15 protein-coding genes are annotated in these 15,686 nt (G+C 47.0%); 12 read left to right on the top strand and 3 right to left on the bottom strand.

What is annotated here, in order from left to right:
• The first annotated feature begins 187 nt into the window (after positions 1-187).
• A complete protein-coding gene (locus ACETMN_RS32290; protein ID WP_076329216.1) occupies positions 188-1,543 on the top strand; it encodes a sodium-dependent transporter in 1,356 nt (451 codons plus the stop codon).
• A 179-nt stretch (positions 1,544-1,722) separates the two neighbouring features.
• Entirely contained in the window at positions 1,723-2,817 is a 1,095-nt protein-coding gene (gene rlmN / locus ACETMN_RS32285; RefSeq protein ID WP_091012421.1) for a 23S rRNA (adenine(2503)-C(2))-methyltransferase RlmN, read from the top strand.
• Positions 2,818-2,993: 176 nt separating this feature from the next.
• On the opposite strand, the gene ACETMN_RS32280 is transcribed toward rlmN, so the two are convergent.
• Positions 2,994-3,434 carry a GNAT family N-acetyltransferase gene (locus ACETMN_RS32280; RefSeq protein WP_091012423.1) on the bottom strand — a complete coding sequence of 147 codons (441 nt, stop codon included), beginning with the start codon at positions 3,432-3,434 and terminating at the stop codon, positions 2,994-2,996.
• Between the two features lie 224 nt (positions 3,435-3,658).
• Here ACETMN_RS32280 and ACETMN_RS32275 point away from each other — a divergent pair, with 224 nt between their 5' ends.
• The 6 genes from ACETMN_RS32275 to ACETMN_RS32250 all read left to right on the top strand — a co-directional run bounded on the left by ACETMN_RS32275 (position 3,659) and on the right by ACETMN_RS32250 (position 8,627).
• Positions 3,659-4,099, top strand: coding sequence for a MarR family winged helix-turn-helix transcriptional regulator (locus tag ACETMN_RS32275; RefSeq protein ID WP_411736452.1), 441 nt, complete (start codon positions 3,659-3,661; stop codon positions 4,097-4,099).
• An 84-nt stretch (positions 4,100-4,183) separates the two neighbouring features.
• A complete protein-coding gene (locus tag ACETMN_RS32270; protein WP_105600462.1) occupies positions 4,184-5,290 on the top strand; it encodes a glycosyl hydrolase family 8 in 1,107 nt (368 codons plus the stop codon).
• Between the two features lie 128 nt (positions 5,291-5,418).
• Positions 5,419-6,294 (top strand): diguanylate cyclase domain-containing protein, encoded by an 876-nt coding sequence (locus tag ACETMN_RS32265; RefSeq protein ID WP_411735570.1) that lies wholly within the window; start codon positions 5,419-5,421, stop codon positions 6,292-6,294.
• An 18-nt stretch (positions 6,295-6,312) separates the two neighbouring features.
• Positions 6,313-6,456: a hypothetical protein gene (locus tag ACETMN_RS32260; protein ID WP_181155516.1), complete on the top strand. Its 144-nt coding sequence runs from the start codon at positions 6,313-6,315 to the stop codon at positions 6,454-6,456.
• Complete coding sequence (locus ACETMN_RS32255; protein ID WP_091012428.1) at positions 6,449-7,744, top strand: glycosyltransferase family 2 protein; 1,296 nt, start codon at positions 6,449-6,451, stop codon at positions 7,742-7,744. Before ACETMN_RS32260 ends, ACETMN_RS32255 begins: the two co-directional genes overlap by 8 nt.
• Positions 7,745-7,898: 154 nt before the next feature.
• Entirely contained in the window at positions 7,899-8,627 is a 729-nt protein-coding gene (locus ACETMN_RS32250; protein ID WP_091012430.1) for a class I SAM-dependent DNA methyltransferase, read from the top strand.
• Between the two features lie 189 nt (positions 8,628-8,816).
• Here ACETMN_RS32250 and ACETMN_RS32245 read toward each other — a convergent pair whose 3' ends face one another.
• Positions 8,817-9,599: an ABC transporter ATP-binding protein gene (locus tag ACETMN_RS32245; protein WP_091012431.1), complete on the bottom strand. Its 783-nt coding sequence runs from the start codon at positions 9,597-9,599 to the stop codon at positions 8,817-8,819.
• 75 nt (positions 9,600-9,674) lie between these two features.
• Positions 9,675-10,901, bottom strand: a complete 1,227-nt coding sequence (locus ACETMN_RS32240; RefSeq protein ID WP_091012433.1) for an MFS transporter — start codon at positions 10,899-10,901, stop codon at positions 9,675-9,677.
• Between the two features lie 96 nt (positions 10,902-10,997).
• Here ACETMN_RS32240 and ACETMN_RS32235 point away from each other — a divergent pair, with 96 nt between their 5' ends.
• The 4 genes from ACETMN_RS32235 (at position 10,998) to ACETMN_RS32220 (ending at position 15,671) form a co-directional block, all read left to right on the top strand.
• Entirely contained in the window at positions 10,998-11,822 is an 825-nt protein-coding gene (locus ACETMN_RS32235) for an AraC family transcriptional regulator (RefSeq protein WP_091012434.1), read from the top strand.
• Positions 11,823-12,178: 356 nt separating this feature from the next.
• Complete coding sequence (locus ACETMN_RS32230) at positions 12,179-13,096, top strand: ABC transporter permease (RefSeq protein ID WP_036612224.1); 918 nt, start codon at positions 12,179-12,181, stop codon at positions 13,094-13,096.
• A gap of 29 nt (positions 13,097-13,125) precedes the next feature.
• A complete protein-coding gene (locus ACETMN_RS32225) occupies positions 13,126-14,007 on the top strand; it encodes a carbohydrate ABC transporter permease (protein ID WP_036612222.1) in 882 nt (293 codons plus the stop codon).
• A 68-nt stretch (positions 14,008-14,075) separates the two neighbouring features.
• Positions 14,076-15,671 carry an extracellular solute-binding protein gene (locus ACETMN_RS32220; RefSeq protein WP_411735569.1) on the top strand — a complete coding sequence of 532 codons (1,596 nt, stop codon included), beginning with the start codon at positions 14,076-14,078 and terminating at the stop codon, positions 15,669-15,671.
• Positions 15,672-15,686: the final 15 nt, after the last annotated feature.

Here is a 15,686-nt window from a genome sequence, read left to right as displayed (position 1 = left end):
TGAAACTTCATACGGTTGGACTAACGGACTTTATCACATACTGTGTTTAAGGAACTTATGAGATAAAGATTTCTGTGTGTATTATATGTAAAAAAATAACATTTCGACAAATTTCGAATTTCGAATGACCTGACAAGGTGAGTAGTATATAATTACGGGAAAACTTTAAAGTGATGGAGTAGATACGATGAATTTTAGTAAGCCTAATCTAGATCAAGACAACGCTGGCAAAGGAGAACGTTTCTCCCAAGCTGGATTTATCCTGGCGGCCATTGGTAGTTCGGTTGGTCTGGGCAACATGTGGAAATTCCCGTACATTACGGGTGAGAACGGAGGGGCTGCGTTTTTCCTGCTCTTCATCGTCTGTTTGCTGCTGATTGGTTTGCCAGTTCTTCTCGCTGAACTTGCGATTGGTCGCAGTGGCAGGGGTAGTGCAGCTACGGCTTTTATCAAAGCAGGTGGACATAAAGGTTGGCTCGCAGCCGGTTTGTTGCAAGTATTGACGCCGTTTATCATCCTGTCCTTTTATGTCATTATTGCAGGCTGGACCCTGCAATATGCAATTACGTCATTCAGTGGAACATTGTTTAACAATCCGGATTATGCCGGACAGTTCGACTCCTTCATAGGTGGCTATATGCCGATTGTATGGCAACTGGTCGCGGTCCTAATTACAGGCTGGATTGTAGCCAAAGGGGTATCCAACGGAATCGAGAAATTCAACAAAGTTCTGATTCCAGCGATGTTGGTACTGCTCATTATCCTGATGATTCGTGCAGTTACATTGCCGGGTGCAGGAGCTGGGGTTTCCTTCTTCCTGAATCCGGACTTCTCGCAGCTTACAACGGAATCCGCACTGGTTGCGCTTGGACATGCCTTCTTCTCCCTGTCACTGGGGATGGGTATTCTTGTAACCTACGGTTCGTATGTGGATAAAAATCAATCCCTCGGTGCGGCAACCGTCGCCGTTGGTGCAGGTGACCTGATCTATGCATTCATTGCGGGTCTGATCATCTTCCCAACAACATTCTCGTTTGGTATTGCACCGGACCAAGGACCGTCACTGATCTTTGTGGCTCTTCCGGCAGCCTTCTCAGCTATGCCTCTTGGATTCCTGTTTGGCGGATTGTTCTTCATCCTGCTGGCTATTGCAGCTTTGACGTCAGCAGTATCCTTGCTGGAAGTTCCGGTGAAATATTTCATGGAACGTTTGTCCTGGAGCCGCAGTCGTGCGGTATGGGTTATTTCACTAGCGGTCTTCATCGTGGGACTCCCTTCGGTATTGTCGCTTGGCTTGCTGCCTGAATGGACGATTGGATCGAAGAGTGTGTTCGACTGGATGGACTTTGTAGCATCCAACATCCTGTTGCCTGTCGGTGGACTGCTTGTAACGATTTTTGCCGGATACTTCTGGAAAACGGCTGCGGAAGCTTCCGGCCTGCGTTCCGGATGGTTCCGGGTGTGGCTGTTCATGCTGCGTTACGTAGCTCCGATCCTGGTTCTGCTGGTTCTACTGCACACATCCGGTATCATTCACTTCTAATGGTGAAGGCCCGATAGGGTGAAATATGGTCTGTTGTGCAGATTTACCATGGATAAAACCTCTTGGAAGAAATGCAAAAGCCCTTGTTTTCCCTCGTCAATTTTGGGACAATACGGAGTAGAGGTTTTTTGGGTAGGACCGATAAGCCATATGCTTTCTTGCGAAAAGAGGATTATACAATGAACAAATCATCCATATATGGATTAACATTAGAGCAATTACGTTCCTGGCTACCGGAGCATGGGCAGAAAAAATCCCGTGCATCCCGGATCTGGGAATGGTTATATCAAGAGCGTGTACACGATTTTCCCGCGATGTCCGATGTCCGTCAGGAATGTCTGGACGTTCTCTCTGAGCATTTCACAATGAACTCGCTGAGCGAACATGTGAAGCAGGAATCGGCAGATGGTACCGTGAAATTTTTGCTTCGGATGCAGGACGGCAACCTGATTGAGACGGTATTGATGCGGCAAAAATACGGACTTACTGTCTGTGTGACCACACAAGTGGGCTGTAATATTGGCTGTAGCTTCTGTGCGAGCGGTCTGATCAAGAAGAGCCGTGACCTGACAGCTGGAGAGATTGTGGAGCAGATTATGCATGTGCAGCGACATCTGGATGCAGCGGGTCAAGAAGAGCGGGTAACCAACGTGGTAGTAATGGGTATTGGTGAACCATTCGATAACTTCCAGCACATGAGTGATTTCATCGAAGTCATCAAGGATCGCAAAGGGCTGGCACTTGCCGCCAAACGGATTACTGTATCCACGAGCGGCCTTCCGGACAAAATCAAGGAATTTGCAGACAGCAGTCTGCAGGTCAACCTGGCGATCTCTCTGCATGCACCTAATAATGAACTGCGTACACACATCATGAAGATCAACCGGGCTTTCCCGATTGAGCAATTGATGGATGCGGTGGATTATTATCTGGCTACAACGAACAAACGCATCATGTTTGAGTACATCCTGTTACGTGATGTTAACGATCAACGTGAGCATGCCGCGGAGCTCGCTGAACTGTTGTCCAGTCGCAGAAGTATGGTCAGTGTGAATCTGATCCCATACAACCCGGTGGATGAGCACAGTCAGTATCAACGGAGTACAGAAGAATCAATTCTGGGCTTCTATGATACGCTCAAAAAGAACAACATCAACTCCACTGTACGTATGGAACACGGTACCGATATCGATGCTGCCTGCGGACAGTTGCGCAGTAAACAAATGAAGAACAACGCTGCCGAATCCGAGCCAGGCCGTCTGGCACTGGGATAAGAAACAATTCGGATCTGGCAATTAAGTTAGGATATTTGGTTGTTATAATTAGTGCCTGTACTTTGTACGTGCCATTTATCGTTGTTGATTCACTAATGAATGAATGTGTTGCCTGAATGCAAAACGCCTCTGTATATCACTGAGAAGTGATGACGGAGGCGTTTTTTGGAGTGTCATTATTTAAGTTTTTTGGTCATTAACAGATGGGGAATGCCGTCTTCCATAAATACTTCCGACGCTGGTGCATATCCGAGACGTTCGTAGAAACCGGAAGCTTGTACCTGTGCGTGCAGCTTTGCTTTCTCAAGACCATCAGCAACAGCCATCTGCTCCAGCTTGTCGATCAGCACGCGGCCCAGGCCGTGTTTGCGGTAATCAAACATGACACAGATCCGTTCCAATTTGGCGACCTGTTCCACAATGCGCAGTCTGGAGGAAGCAGCAGGCACACCGTCCACGTAGAGCAGAATGTGGCGCGCCTCCGCGTCTAATGTATCATAAGCATCGAATTCATCCGTTGCCGGCACGCCTTGTTCTTCGACGAAAATAGCGGTACGGATGGCGAAGCAGGCATCGAGCAATTCCTGATTATTAACTTCAACAATGGTTGTATTCATGAATGTTTCTCCTTTGGGTGATCGTAATGTTATCCTGACGTGATAAACTGGTACATAACAGGAATGTGGAACGATTTTCGTTCCATGTATACGGTTTGAGCTATATGTTTAAAATTGAAACCAATTCAACTGTAGTTATACCATCAATTATGTTGCGAATGCAACAATTTTATAGGGGAGTGAACGTGTTGACTGAGAAAAAAGAAGTGCTGCGTGAAATTGGTATGATTGCCCGCTGTCTGGATTCAATCAGTAATGTCGAGTTTCAGCATCTGAACCTGTCCCGTGGACAATATCTCTATCTGTATCGAATCTGTGAGAATCCGGGCATCATTCCGAATCAGCTTGCTGAACTGATCAAAGTGGATCGTACAACGGCGGCCAGAGCCATTAGCAAACTCGAATCCGATGGATTCATTATTAAACAGCCAGCAATGGGTAATAAGAAGAATAAGGTGTTGTATCCCACCGAAGCTGGGCTTGAAGCATGGGAATTTATTCGAAAAGAAGGTGTGCATTCGGATCAGGTGACCCTGGATGGTCTGACCGAGGAAGAGATCGAGACCGCGGTCATGCTTCTCCGTCGAATGCGCCATAATATCGAGGTGGACTGGAAATTTGTCAAAAAGGGTGGACGAAGATCGTACATGGATAGTGAAGAATAAGTGCACACTTTAGATAGGTTGAAATCCTCAACCAGGGGCGTTGTTGTTTCTTTGTCGTACACAAGCAGGAGGAATGGCGTTAGGATGATATTCCGAAAAAAACGAACATGGCTGGTGTTGCTGCTGATTACTGTTACAGTGGCAAGCATATTGTTACTAAGGGAGCGCTTCCTGATGAATGGAGTATCCCCGACAGTTTCTTTTATTGAAGATCATATGACCAACCCGAACGGTACGCTGGCAACGTATTTGCAGGATGCAACATCAGAGAAGGCAGATACTGTTGCAGGCAGAGAGGCATTGTCCGAGTCCCTTGGCTTGTGGATGCAGTATGCCGTAGATAGTGATAATCAGGTATTGTTTGAGCAGAGCTACGAGCAATTGAAGACCTATTTTCTCACGCCGCCAGATCCTTATATAGCCTGGAAGCTGGATGCCAAAGGTGAATCCCATGTAACGACCAATGCACTTGGCGATGATCTTCGTATCATTGGTGCCCTATTGCAGGCTGCAGATCAGTGGGAGCAAGGGAGAGAGACGAAGCTTACGACCGCAGCCGCCATTTCCCGTGCCTTAACACAGTCGGCTCAGCAGCGAGGATATTTGGTGGATTTCCACGATTTTGCGAGTGGTCATTCCACAGATACGTTAAGCCTGGTTTATGTTGATCTCCCGTCTCTTCAGACGATGGAAAAACATCAAGTGGTGGAGCCCGGAACCTACGCGAAATACGAAGCAATACTGATGAAGATGCCTGAGGATGAATTGTTCTATCCGAAGACCTACGATGTGGTCCGTAAAGAATATACGTATGATGATACGGTGAATCTGATCGACCAGTTAATCGTGGCGAATCATCTAACGGTGACCGACCGCAAACCGGACAAGCTCATTTCTTTTTTGAAAAAGGAGTTCAGCACCCGGCATCAGCTGCCCGGACAGTATAAGCGAAAATCACACACACCTGCCGTCTCGTATGAATCTTCATCGGTATACGGCCTGGCCATCTTACTGGCTGTACGTTCAGGTGATCCAAAGTGGGCCAAACAGCTGTATAACCATATGATTACATTGCGTAGTCAGGACTCTCGTTATTCAGGTGGATATGTATTTGACGGTAACACACATCTGTTTGATAATCTGTTTCCTTTGTTGGGAGAAATTAATTTACAGAAAAGCATTAAAAAGTAATGATTTTGTCATTTAATGAATTCTGGAATGTGTTAGCATAGTTTTGTCTAATCATGTCATTAATTGTTGCAATATAAAAGAAGTGAGGTTGTACAAGAGTCCTAAAAATTCAACGGAAAGAAGGAACTATGAAGAATAAAGCACCTACTCGCCGTATTGCGTGGGGATATGCCCTTTTAATTGGACTAGCCCTCATGCAGCAACTGATGATTTATCTTAAAGTGTACATGGATCAGAGCTACACTACAGGGGATATGATTTTTAGTATGGTGTCGCTGGGTGCCTTGGTTTTTGGTCTTTTTCTGCCTGTTGGCGTATCCGTCGTGGCGGGGTTTGTATATCTGGTCTCATATTTTGTGTGGCTTGTTACTTACGCTGATGCAAATGTGCTTGTATTCTCTTGGTGGTTGCTCATCCCGGCCAACGTTGCCGTGGCTGCGTTCATCAAGGCAAGTCTGCTGCGCAGTGCGCGTGTAGTGGAGCGTCTCCAGGATATGCAGGATCGTAACCCTGAAATCGATCTGGATACCTCGCTTGGGAATAAAGGAGCTCTGGCAGATACGTTAATCAAACATAGTAACCTTGCGCGTCGATACTCCGAAAAGTATGGATTCAGCATTGCCATGTTCAAGATTGAATTCTTGCCATTGGTGATGGAATCTCTCGGTTCAGTCCGGTATGCACAGTTTCTGCTTGAAATCTCGGGTACGATCCAGAAGCAGATTCGGTATGAGGATTACAAATTTTTCGTGGATCGTGGGCGTTTTGTCATCATATGTCCAATGGTGAATGTGGAATATCTTCCACTTCTGACACAGCGGATCAAAAAAGCCATCATGGATCTTCAAATTATTGATAAAAAGGGAAATGAGCTGCAAACAGTGATACGCTCCGGTGCTCTGGTATTTCAGAAGGAGCAATTCAGCAAATACGATGATATTGATGCGGTGATTGCAGCTCTAGAACGAAACACAGAGACCGATCTTATCGGAGAGTATATATAACGGGAAGGAGAATACACAGTGGACTATATGTCCTGGTTCATCCCGATCTGTATCGCCGTCAGTGGTATATTTGCGGTATTTACGATTTGGTTAACGATTGCAACCCTTCGCTTTCGATCGAGAGTTATTCGCAAGTATGATCGGAGGAAGGTAAGTGGCTGATTTTATATTAATATTATCCATATTCAGTATCTGGATTGCCGTATTCGAGTCGATTGTTATTATGGCAGGTGCAATTCGCTTTATTAATAAACAGGACAAAAAAGGGATTCAGATCCCTGAAGATATGGACCATTATCCAACCGTTACGGTCATGGTTCCTGCGCACAACGAGGGTCTGGTCATTGTTGCGACGGTAGAGCACATCCTGCGGTTGAATTATCCGGAGGACAAGGTACAGGTCATCGTTATAGCGGATAACTGTACAGATGATACCGCAGAGAAGCTGAGATCATTCCTCAGTCAGACTAGTTATATGCATCGCAATGTGACAGTAATGGAGCGTAAAGGAACAGGTGGCAAGTCCGGGGCTTTAAATGACGGATTGGAAATTGCCACGGGCGATTGGATCTGTATCTTCGATGCAGATGCCGCACCTGAACGGAATTCATTAATGTTTTTGACCCAAAAATCGCTTGAGAACCCTGAACAATATGGCGTGGTTTTTGGCAGAAACAAAGCACGCAACAGAGGGCAGAATTTCCTCTCCAAATGCATCAATCTGGAGATTATTACATCGCAACGTGTGTATCACACGGGCCTGTGGGAATTGTTCCAGCTGGGTTCCATCCCGGGAACGAATTACATTATCAAAACCGAGTTGATCCGGGAGATTGGCGGCTGGGATGTGACAGCCATTACAGAAGATACGGCACTATCATTCGAGATTTTGAATCGCGGACAGTTTGTGGCACTGGCGCCGCAAGCGGAAGCCTATCAGCAGGAGCCGGAACAGCTTAGTGTATACATGAAGCAGCGCGAACGATGGGCCAAGGGGAACTACCAGGTGGTACTGGATAATATCCATAACCTGTTTAACCGCTCCAGTTGGCGTAACAAGTTGTTGGTTATCTATTATGCCGTCAGTTATTTCTGGTTTATGCTTGCGATTATTGTATCGGATATTATATTTCTCGTGAATCTGGTCTATCAGGTCATTGCCATATTTAAACCAGAGGTAAGTTCACCGTTCCAGTTTGCCGGCGATGCATATGTGTTCCTGGTCATTGGTTGGGCGCTCATGTACTTTATTTACGTGTTGCAGATCAATTTGGCACTTGCCGCAGATATTGGACAGAGCAATACCCGTAATTTCATCTATGCCTGCGTGTCCTACTTCACGTATGCACAGCTGTTCATCCTGATCTCGATCAAGGCATTCTACTCCTTGATTATGGACAAGATTCGGAAACGCGAGAGCAAATGGTACAAAACAGAACGTTTTGGCTAAGCGGCGAAAATTGTAGAAGTGTAAGGCAGCAAGGCTGTTTGCTGGATAACTCCAGACAACAGCTTTTTTTGTTATAGCCACGCACATCCATATTCTGTATACTCATACAGGCTGTAAAGAGGATCATTCTTATCTCGAAATGGAGGGTCACCGAATGAAGGATAGAGGATCGGATTTTTACGATGATCAGGCGAACTTTGAGAAGTATATGGAACGTCGCAAGTGGCAGGAGAACGCCAATGATACACTGGAAAAGCCGGTGATGCTGGAGTTGATCGGAGATGTTGCTGGCAAGAATATACTAGACCTCGGTTGCGGGGATGCAAGGTTCGCCGCAGAATTGCTGAGCAGGGAGCGCGAAGGTGCGACGTATACGGGAATTGAGGGTTCGGTGAATATGATTCAGGCAGCTAACGAATCCGTAAAAGGATGGAATGCCCGGATTGAGCAAGCGTTCATGGAAGATTGGACCTACCCGGCCGAAGTGTACGATCTGGTGATATCGAGACTGGCTGTTCACTATATTGAGGATGTGGAGAGCCTGTTCCGGAACATATACAATACGTTGAAAGAGAACGGGACATTTGTGTTCTCGGTAGAACATCCTGTGATCACGTCCACATTGCAACCTTCCGGGACACGAACGGATTGGGTGGTTGATCAGTATTTTGTAGAAGGATTTCGTGAGCAGCAGTGGCTGGGCGGTTCTGTAAAAAAGATGCATCGTTCCATTGAATCGTATTTTATGGCATTGCAGCGGGCAGGGTTCCGTGTAGAACATTTGCGCGAGTCAGCACCACAACGTGCTTATTTTGTAAACGAGGAAACCTATCTGCGCAGGCAGCGCATTCCATTGTTTCTGTTCCTGGCTGCCCGGAAATAGATCGCGGAGAAGAAACAGATGGAATAGCTGAGTTATACTCAAAAAGTAGAAAGTTCTACACAGAAAACGGTGGATAACACTAGATATAGCATTGAAAAGCCCAAAATCTATCCACATGTGGATAAGATTTTGGGCTTTTACTGTTAAGTTACTGCACCTATGCTGCGTGTGCTGTGTATAACCACGTAATTATGAATCCGCCGCAGCTCTGACATAGACACGTTCCCCATGCCGATCAACTTCCACAGGTGCCTCGAAGAAGTTGCTCAGCACTTCGGTGTTCATCAGCTCGCTCGTTAGTCCGCTATTCACGATTTCACCCCTACGAAGCAAGAGACTGTGACTAAACACGGGCAATATTTCTTCGGTATGATGGGTGACATAGATGAGTGAAGGGGTATCTGGACGCTGTGATAATTCACGGATGCTATCCAGCAATCGCTCTCTTGAGAACAGATCCAGCCCATTGCAAGGCTCGTCCAGAATGAGTACGCGTGGATTGGCCATGAGTGCTCGGGAAATGAGAAGTTTCTGTTTCTCCCCTTGAGAACAGGTACGATATTCGCGATCCCACAGGTGCTGACAGCCCAGTGTTCGCATCAATTCCTGTGCCTGATCCAGATCATCATCCGATAGCTTGTCATACAAGCCAATGGTGGCATGTTTGCCGCTGATTACGACATATTGTGTGCGATCCGTGCCGTACAATTTCTCTTGCAGAGATGAACTGACCCAGCCGATGGATTTGCGGAGCTGCCTCAGATCCACATCCCCATATTCATGGCCTAACACGGATATTTTGCCTTCGGTCGGCCAGAGATACCCGGTGATCATGTTCAGGAGTGTTGTTTTGCCAGAGCCATTCAGGCCAAGCAACGCCCAGTGTTCACCGTCATTAACCTGCCAGCTTACATCGTTCAGCAGGGTAAGAGGTCCCCTTTTCCAAGTGACATGCTGTACATCAATAATCATGCGTTATTCCCTCCTTCTGTTATCCTCGATTGTCCTAGGTGTATTGTAGTCACAACATCAGTGAGGTTTCAACGGTTATCCTGTTGTTCTTGGTTGGTCCTTGCGCAGAAATACGGCACACACACCAAGCAGTGGCAAAAACGAACATAACTTGATAACAAATGCAACGCTGGTCACATCAATTAAGGAACCCAGCACAACCGAGCCAAGTCCAGCCATTCCGAATGACAAGCCAAAAAATAACCCGGATACCGTTCCAATATGCCGAGGAAGCAATTCCTGTGCATAGACAATGATGACGCTGAAGCCGGACATCAGGATTAGTCCAATCATTCCGCACAATACCATGGACAAGACGGGTCCTGCATAAGGCAAGAATAGCGAAAACGGTGCAGTACCTGCAATGGAGAACCAGATCATCGGTTTACGACCATAACGATCAGCGAGTGGGCCGCCGAGCAAGGTTCCGATCATGCCTGCAAATTGCAAAATAAACAGACAGATCTGTGCCTGGGAGAGCGGCAAGTCATATGCATCCGCGTAATAGAAGGCGTAATATCCAGTCATGCCAGCAATATATACGAATTTGGAGAATAACAGCAGGATAAGAATTCCCATTGTAAAAGCGATGAATCCCCTGCTCATAGGTCGAGCTATTGGTTCTGCGCTGCTTGATTTTAAAGGTTGTTGCTGACGAATGCGAGTCTCGGCAAGCTTGTCTCTGTACCAACGACTGACAATAGATTGAATGAAGATGCCGATCAGGGCAAAGCCCATCAGCCATAGAAAACTACGCTGCCCATGCGGCAGCAGGATGAAGGCGACCAGTAATGGAGCAATCGCCTGTCCTGTGTTGCCTCCCACCTGGAAGATCGATTGCGCCATTCCACGTCCACGGCCTGCTGCCATATGAGCCACGCGTGAGGACTCGGGGTGTAGGATGGATGAGCCTATGCCAATCAGTGCTACAGAAACAAGCAGCATCCATAACTCGGAAGACAAGGCTAAGCCGAGCACACCGATCAGGGAGAATAACATGCCTCCGGGAAGCAGAATCGGCATGGGTTTGCGATCTGACATATAACCGACCAGTGGCTGAAGGACGGATGCGGTAATATTCAGGGTGAAGGCAATCCAGCCCATCTGGGCGAAACTGAGCTGCATGGTCTGCTGGAATAATGGGAAAGCAGACGGAACCACGGTCTGCATCGCATCATTCAGCAGATGGGCGAAGCTGACTCCGGCAAGTGCCCAATTGGCGGAGGAGTTGATTTGCATTTTGCTTAAAGTAGCCTGAGCCATGGGAGATCACCTCGAATTATTTTTTTCTATGATAAAAGATACGGTCATGCATTGTCTTTGTGAAAAGTGCTTGGAAAGTGAGCACGATTTGCTATAATGTCAGCAGGTGAGGAAACGATGGAATTAAACATGACGTTAAATGGGTTGGAATTATGGAAAGCTACCGGAGGGTTCGCGAATGAACCTCATGTGCATGATGACTGGTATCAACTAACGTTGCCGATCAGAGGCCAATGTCATCTGGTACAGGAACGGCACGCATACCCTCTGAACGCAGGCAAGGGGATTATTGCTCATCCCCAGACCGAGCATTATTTTGAAATAGGTTCGGATTCGGCTGTCATCGTGATCAAGTTCCGTAAACCGCCATTAGGCAGTTACGCGAGTGGGGAGATTAGTAGCGGACAAGCTGAGTTTCGACCCACCCATACTTTTGATCCAACGGAGATCAGTAGTCTGTTCCGAGGTTGGAACTCCATTTTGGTAGATGACATGCCGGATTCGCTCCAAGTACAGGAAACAGAACTGGCGGTCGAGATGTATCTAAGGCGCATGTTGATGGGGCAGGAAAATGGAAAAGCGATTGTAGATAATCGTACATGTATGGACCCTCATCTCCGCCGGGTGCTGGAGTACATTCACAGTGCCTATACAGGTCCAATGGATATTGATTCGATGGCGATGGTCGCGCATCAGAGTAGGCATCATTTTATGCGTTCTTTCAAGGCTCTTACGGGAACCACCCCGTATCAATATTTGCTGAATTTGCGCGTAGAAGAAGCTTCCAGAAGGCTCCGCCTTACAACAGATTCAGTGACCACAATCAGTTATGATCTGGGATTCTCCAGCGTCAGCCAGTTATATAGAGCCTTTCAGCGAGTGTATGTTATGACACCGATGCAATATCGGAATCAGGTGTAGATTTTAATGGGCAGTCTCGCGTATGCGAGACTGTATTTAGTACGTTACAGCATGACACTGATTTTTGTTGTTGCCAAACGATGGAGACTTTGCTAAGATGGGAAAAAAAGTTTATGTAAGCGTATACATTTAGATTAAAATTACAACGTTGTAATTATGGTTTTAGAAATTATTGAAAAGACAGAACTACGGTGTAAGGAGGACTAATTCGAGCAAATATCTCGTTTTACGCAGAATATTATAGGTTGTTACAAAACGTGGATGGAATGAATAACAAATACGTCAGTGAAATGACAGTTCATTTTTATTCGAAAATTCAAACGTTGTAATTATGTAGCGAAGGGAAGTGTCTCACGTTGAAAAAACGCATGTCTACGCTGTTCAGCCTGATTAGACGGGATAAGTACTTGCTGTTGATGTTTTCGCCTATTTTTCTGTATTACCTCATCTTCATGTACCTTCCGATGCCTGGCGTGCTGTTGGCATTTCGTAATTTCTTGCCCGGTCAGGGCATGCTCAGCGGGGAATGGGTGGGGCTGCGCTGGTTCGAACAGTTCGTGAATTCCATTTACTTCTGGCGGCTGCTGCGCAACACGTTTTTGCTTGCATTTCTGCCACTCTTGTTTGGCTTCTCGATTCCCATTCTGTTCGCAGTCTGCATCGTAGAGATAAAGAATCGGACATTCAAGCGATTTGCCCAGACGGTTACGTACCTTCCTCACTTCATTTCCACTGTTGTTGTAGCCGGTATGATTATTAACTTCCTTTCACCAACAGACGGTATCGTGAACACCCTCATCGCGAGTCTTGGCATGGAAAAAGTGAATTTCATGATGGATGCCAGCTGGTTCCGCACCATCTTCACAAGTTCCGACATCTGGCAGAGCTTTGGCTTCAGCTCCATCATCTACATTGCAGCCATTATGGGGATCGACCCCGAGATGTATGATTCCGGCAAAATTGACGGCGTCAACAAATTCCAGGAGCTATGGCACCTGACCCTTCCCAGTATCAAACCAACCATTGTCATTCTTCTGCTTCTGTCGCTTGGCGGCATTATGAGTGTAGGTTTCGAGAAAGTATATCTGCTCTACAACGGAGCCACCTACGAAACGGCTGATGTCTTGTCCACCTATGTATACCGGATGGGGATTGAGGGCCAGAATTACGGCTTCGCCACAGCGGTCGGCTTGTTCAACTCCATCATCACCTTTGTCCTTGTGTTTGCTGCCAATTCCATGACCCGCCGCCTGACCAAGATGTCACTCTGGTAAGACTATAACCCGGACCAAAGGAGACCTGTATGCAAAAATCGAGAAGTGACCGTTTGTTCTACGGATGTGTCTACCTGCTGACCATACTGGCGGTTGTTGTCACGTTGTATCCCTTTCTGTACGTCATCAGCATTTCATTCAGCTCGGTGGATGCCATCGACAAACAAAAAGTTGTATTGTGGCCCGTCGGCTTTACCCTGTCAGGTTACCAAATGGTACTGCAATACAAGGAGTTATGGGTATCGTTCTACAACACCCTCTGGTACACCGTTGTAGGTACACTGTTGAATATTGTGGCAACATGTCTTGCCGCGTTTCCGTTATCCAGACAGCAGTTTTTCTTGCGTCGCAAGCTGAACTTTTTCATCGCTTTCACCATGTATTTCTCGGGTGGACTCATTCCGGTCTACATGCTGATTACCTCGCTTGGGCTGTACAATACCCGCTGGGTCATGGTGCTGCCTGTGCTGGTGATTACGTTTAACGTCATGATCTGCCGCTCGGCCTTTGAAGGCATTCCGAATGAGATTTTTGAAAGTGCCAGTATAGACGGGGCCAATGAGATGACAATGCTGTATCGTCTGGCGGTTCCGATCATCAAGCCAACACTGGCTGTGCTTACGCTGTACTATGCGGTATTCCACTGGAACAACTTTTTCACGGCCCTATTATATCTGGGCAAACAGGATATGCAGCCCTTACAGATGTTCCTGCGAAGGGTGCTGATCATGGCTTCGCCGGAAGTGATGCAGAAGATGGGCGGTACGATGACATCTGGTGCGCTGGCGGTCTCCTCCCTTCAGGTTCGTTATGTATCCATTGTGGTCAGCATTCTGCCTATTGTTACGATCTACCCGTTTATCCAACGGTACTTCGTTAAGGGAATTACCCTCGGAGCCGTGAAAGGATAGCTTTTATTGCTTAAGTGTCATGTCATTCAAGGGAGTTCAGAATGGTTCATACCAAGGAGGAATGATGGATGAGATTTAAAGGGGCAGGAAGAAAAAGTGTAATCGCAGCGATACTGGCAATCAGCCTGGCGGGATGTAGCGGCGGAACAGGGGCGGGAACCGATGCGGGGAGTACCCCGTCCACTTCGGAGCCAGCCTTCAATTATACCGGAGCAGGACCGGTAACGGATCAGACGGATGCCAAGTTGTCTGTTCTCGGAACCAACGCATGGACGACCAATGTGGATCTGTCTACCGCCGCCATTGTGAAGAAAATTGAGAGCAATGCCGGTGTGACGGTGGATTGGGATCTGATTCCGCCGCAGAATTATGCGGATGCCGTCAATCCGAGGCTGGCTGCCGGTACCGGCTTGCCCGATATCGTGTACCTGCCGGATCAGGATCAGCTGATGAAGTACATTAACAGCGGTCTGTTCATTCCAATTAATGATCTGGTGGAGAAGTACGGCGTGAATCTCAAAAAAATATATGAAAAGTCGCCTTCGGTCAAAGCCAGTTTAACAACACCAGATGGTAAAATGTATTATATCCCGCAGCAGACGTTAACCCGCAACTACATGCCGGTATTTATGGTTAATGTGCGCTGGCTTGATAAGCTGGGATTAAGCGAGCCAACCACGCTGGATGAATTTACGGCGATGCTGCGCAAGTTCAAGACAGACGACCCGAACGGCAACGGAAAAGCCGATGAGATTCCGCTGTCCATGGAAGCAAAATTTGTGTCAATGGCCTTTGGCCCCGCGTTTGGTCTCGATCTGTCCAACCAGTTTTATGCAGACGATCAGGGCAAGGTGCATTTCAGTTATTATGAGCCAGCGTACAAGGAATACCTGACCTATCTGAATGGACTGTACAAGGAAGGTCTGCTTGGGGTGGATTATGCGAGTACTACGAGTGATCAGGTCACATCGCGTATCTCTCAGGATGTGACGGGAGCAACATTTAATTTTAGCTGGTACATGTCGATGGTCTACAGCCCGCTGTTCAAGGATTACAATCCGGAAGAGCCAATCATCAAAGGCATTGTGCCACTGAAAGGACCGCATGGCGATCAGTTCTACATTGGTCGTACACCAGTGAGTGGCATCTTTGGCATTACACGCGATAGTAAGAATCCGGAACTTGCTTTCCGTTTCCTGGACTATGCCGTAAGTGAGGAAGCACAGACGTATTATACGTGGGGCATCAAGGATGACACGTATACGGAAGAGAATGGCTTGAAGACATTTACGGACAAAGGCAAGGACAATGAATACATTCAGAAGCTTGGCATTGGTCCGGTGAATCTGCCGAACATCCAATCCACCGATTCCGCCGATTCCGTCGTGGCCCCTTGGCATGCGAAGATGGATAAAGAACTGGAGCCGTATGTCCGTGAACCGTTCCCGTTTGTCTATGCCCTGCCGGATGAAGCGAGCGTGGAGAGCATGGCGATGCCTGACATCACCACCTATGTGGAAGAGATGAATTTCAAGTTTATTAGCGGTGATGCCAGTCTGGACCAGTTTGACAGTTATATTGAGACGTTGAAGAAGATGAACATAGAGCAGGTTATTTCGGGCAGACAGGCACAATATGATCGTTATAAATCTGCACAGAAATAAGAAATAGGGTTCTAG

Origin of the sequence: Paenibacillus sp. M2 (genome assembly GCF_046713495.1) — a bacterium.
In the GTDB taxonomy this organism is placed as follows: Bacteria; Bacillota; Bacilli; order Paenibacillales; family Paenibacillaceae; genus Paenibacillus; species Paenibacillus amylolyticus_B.
This window is presented reverse-complemented; position numbering and strand designations above follow the sequence as displayed.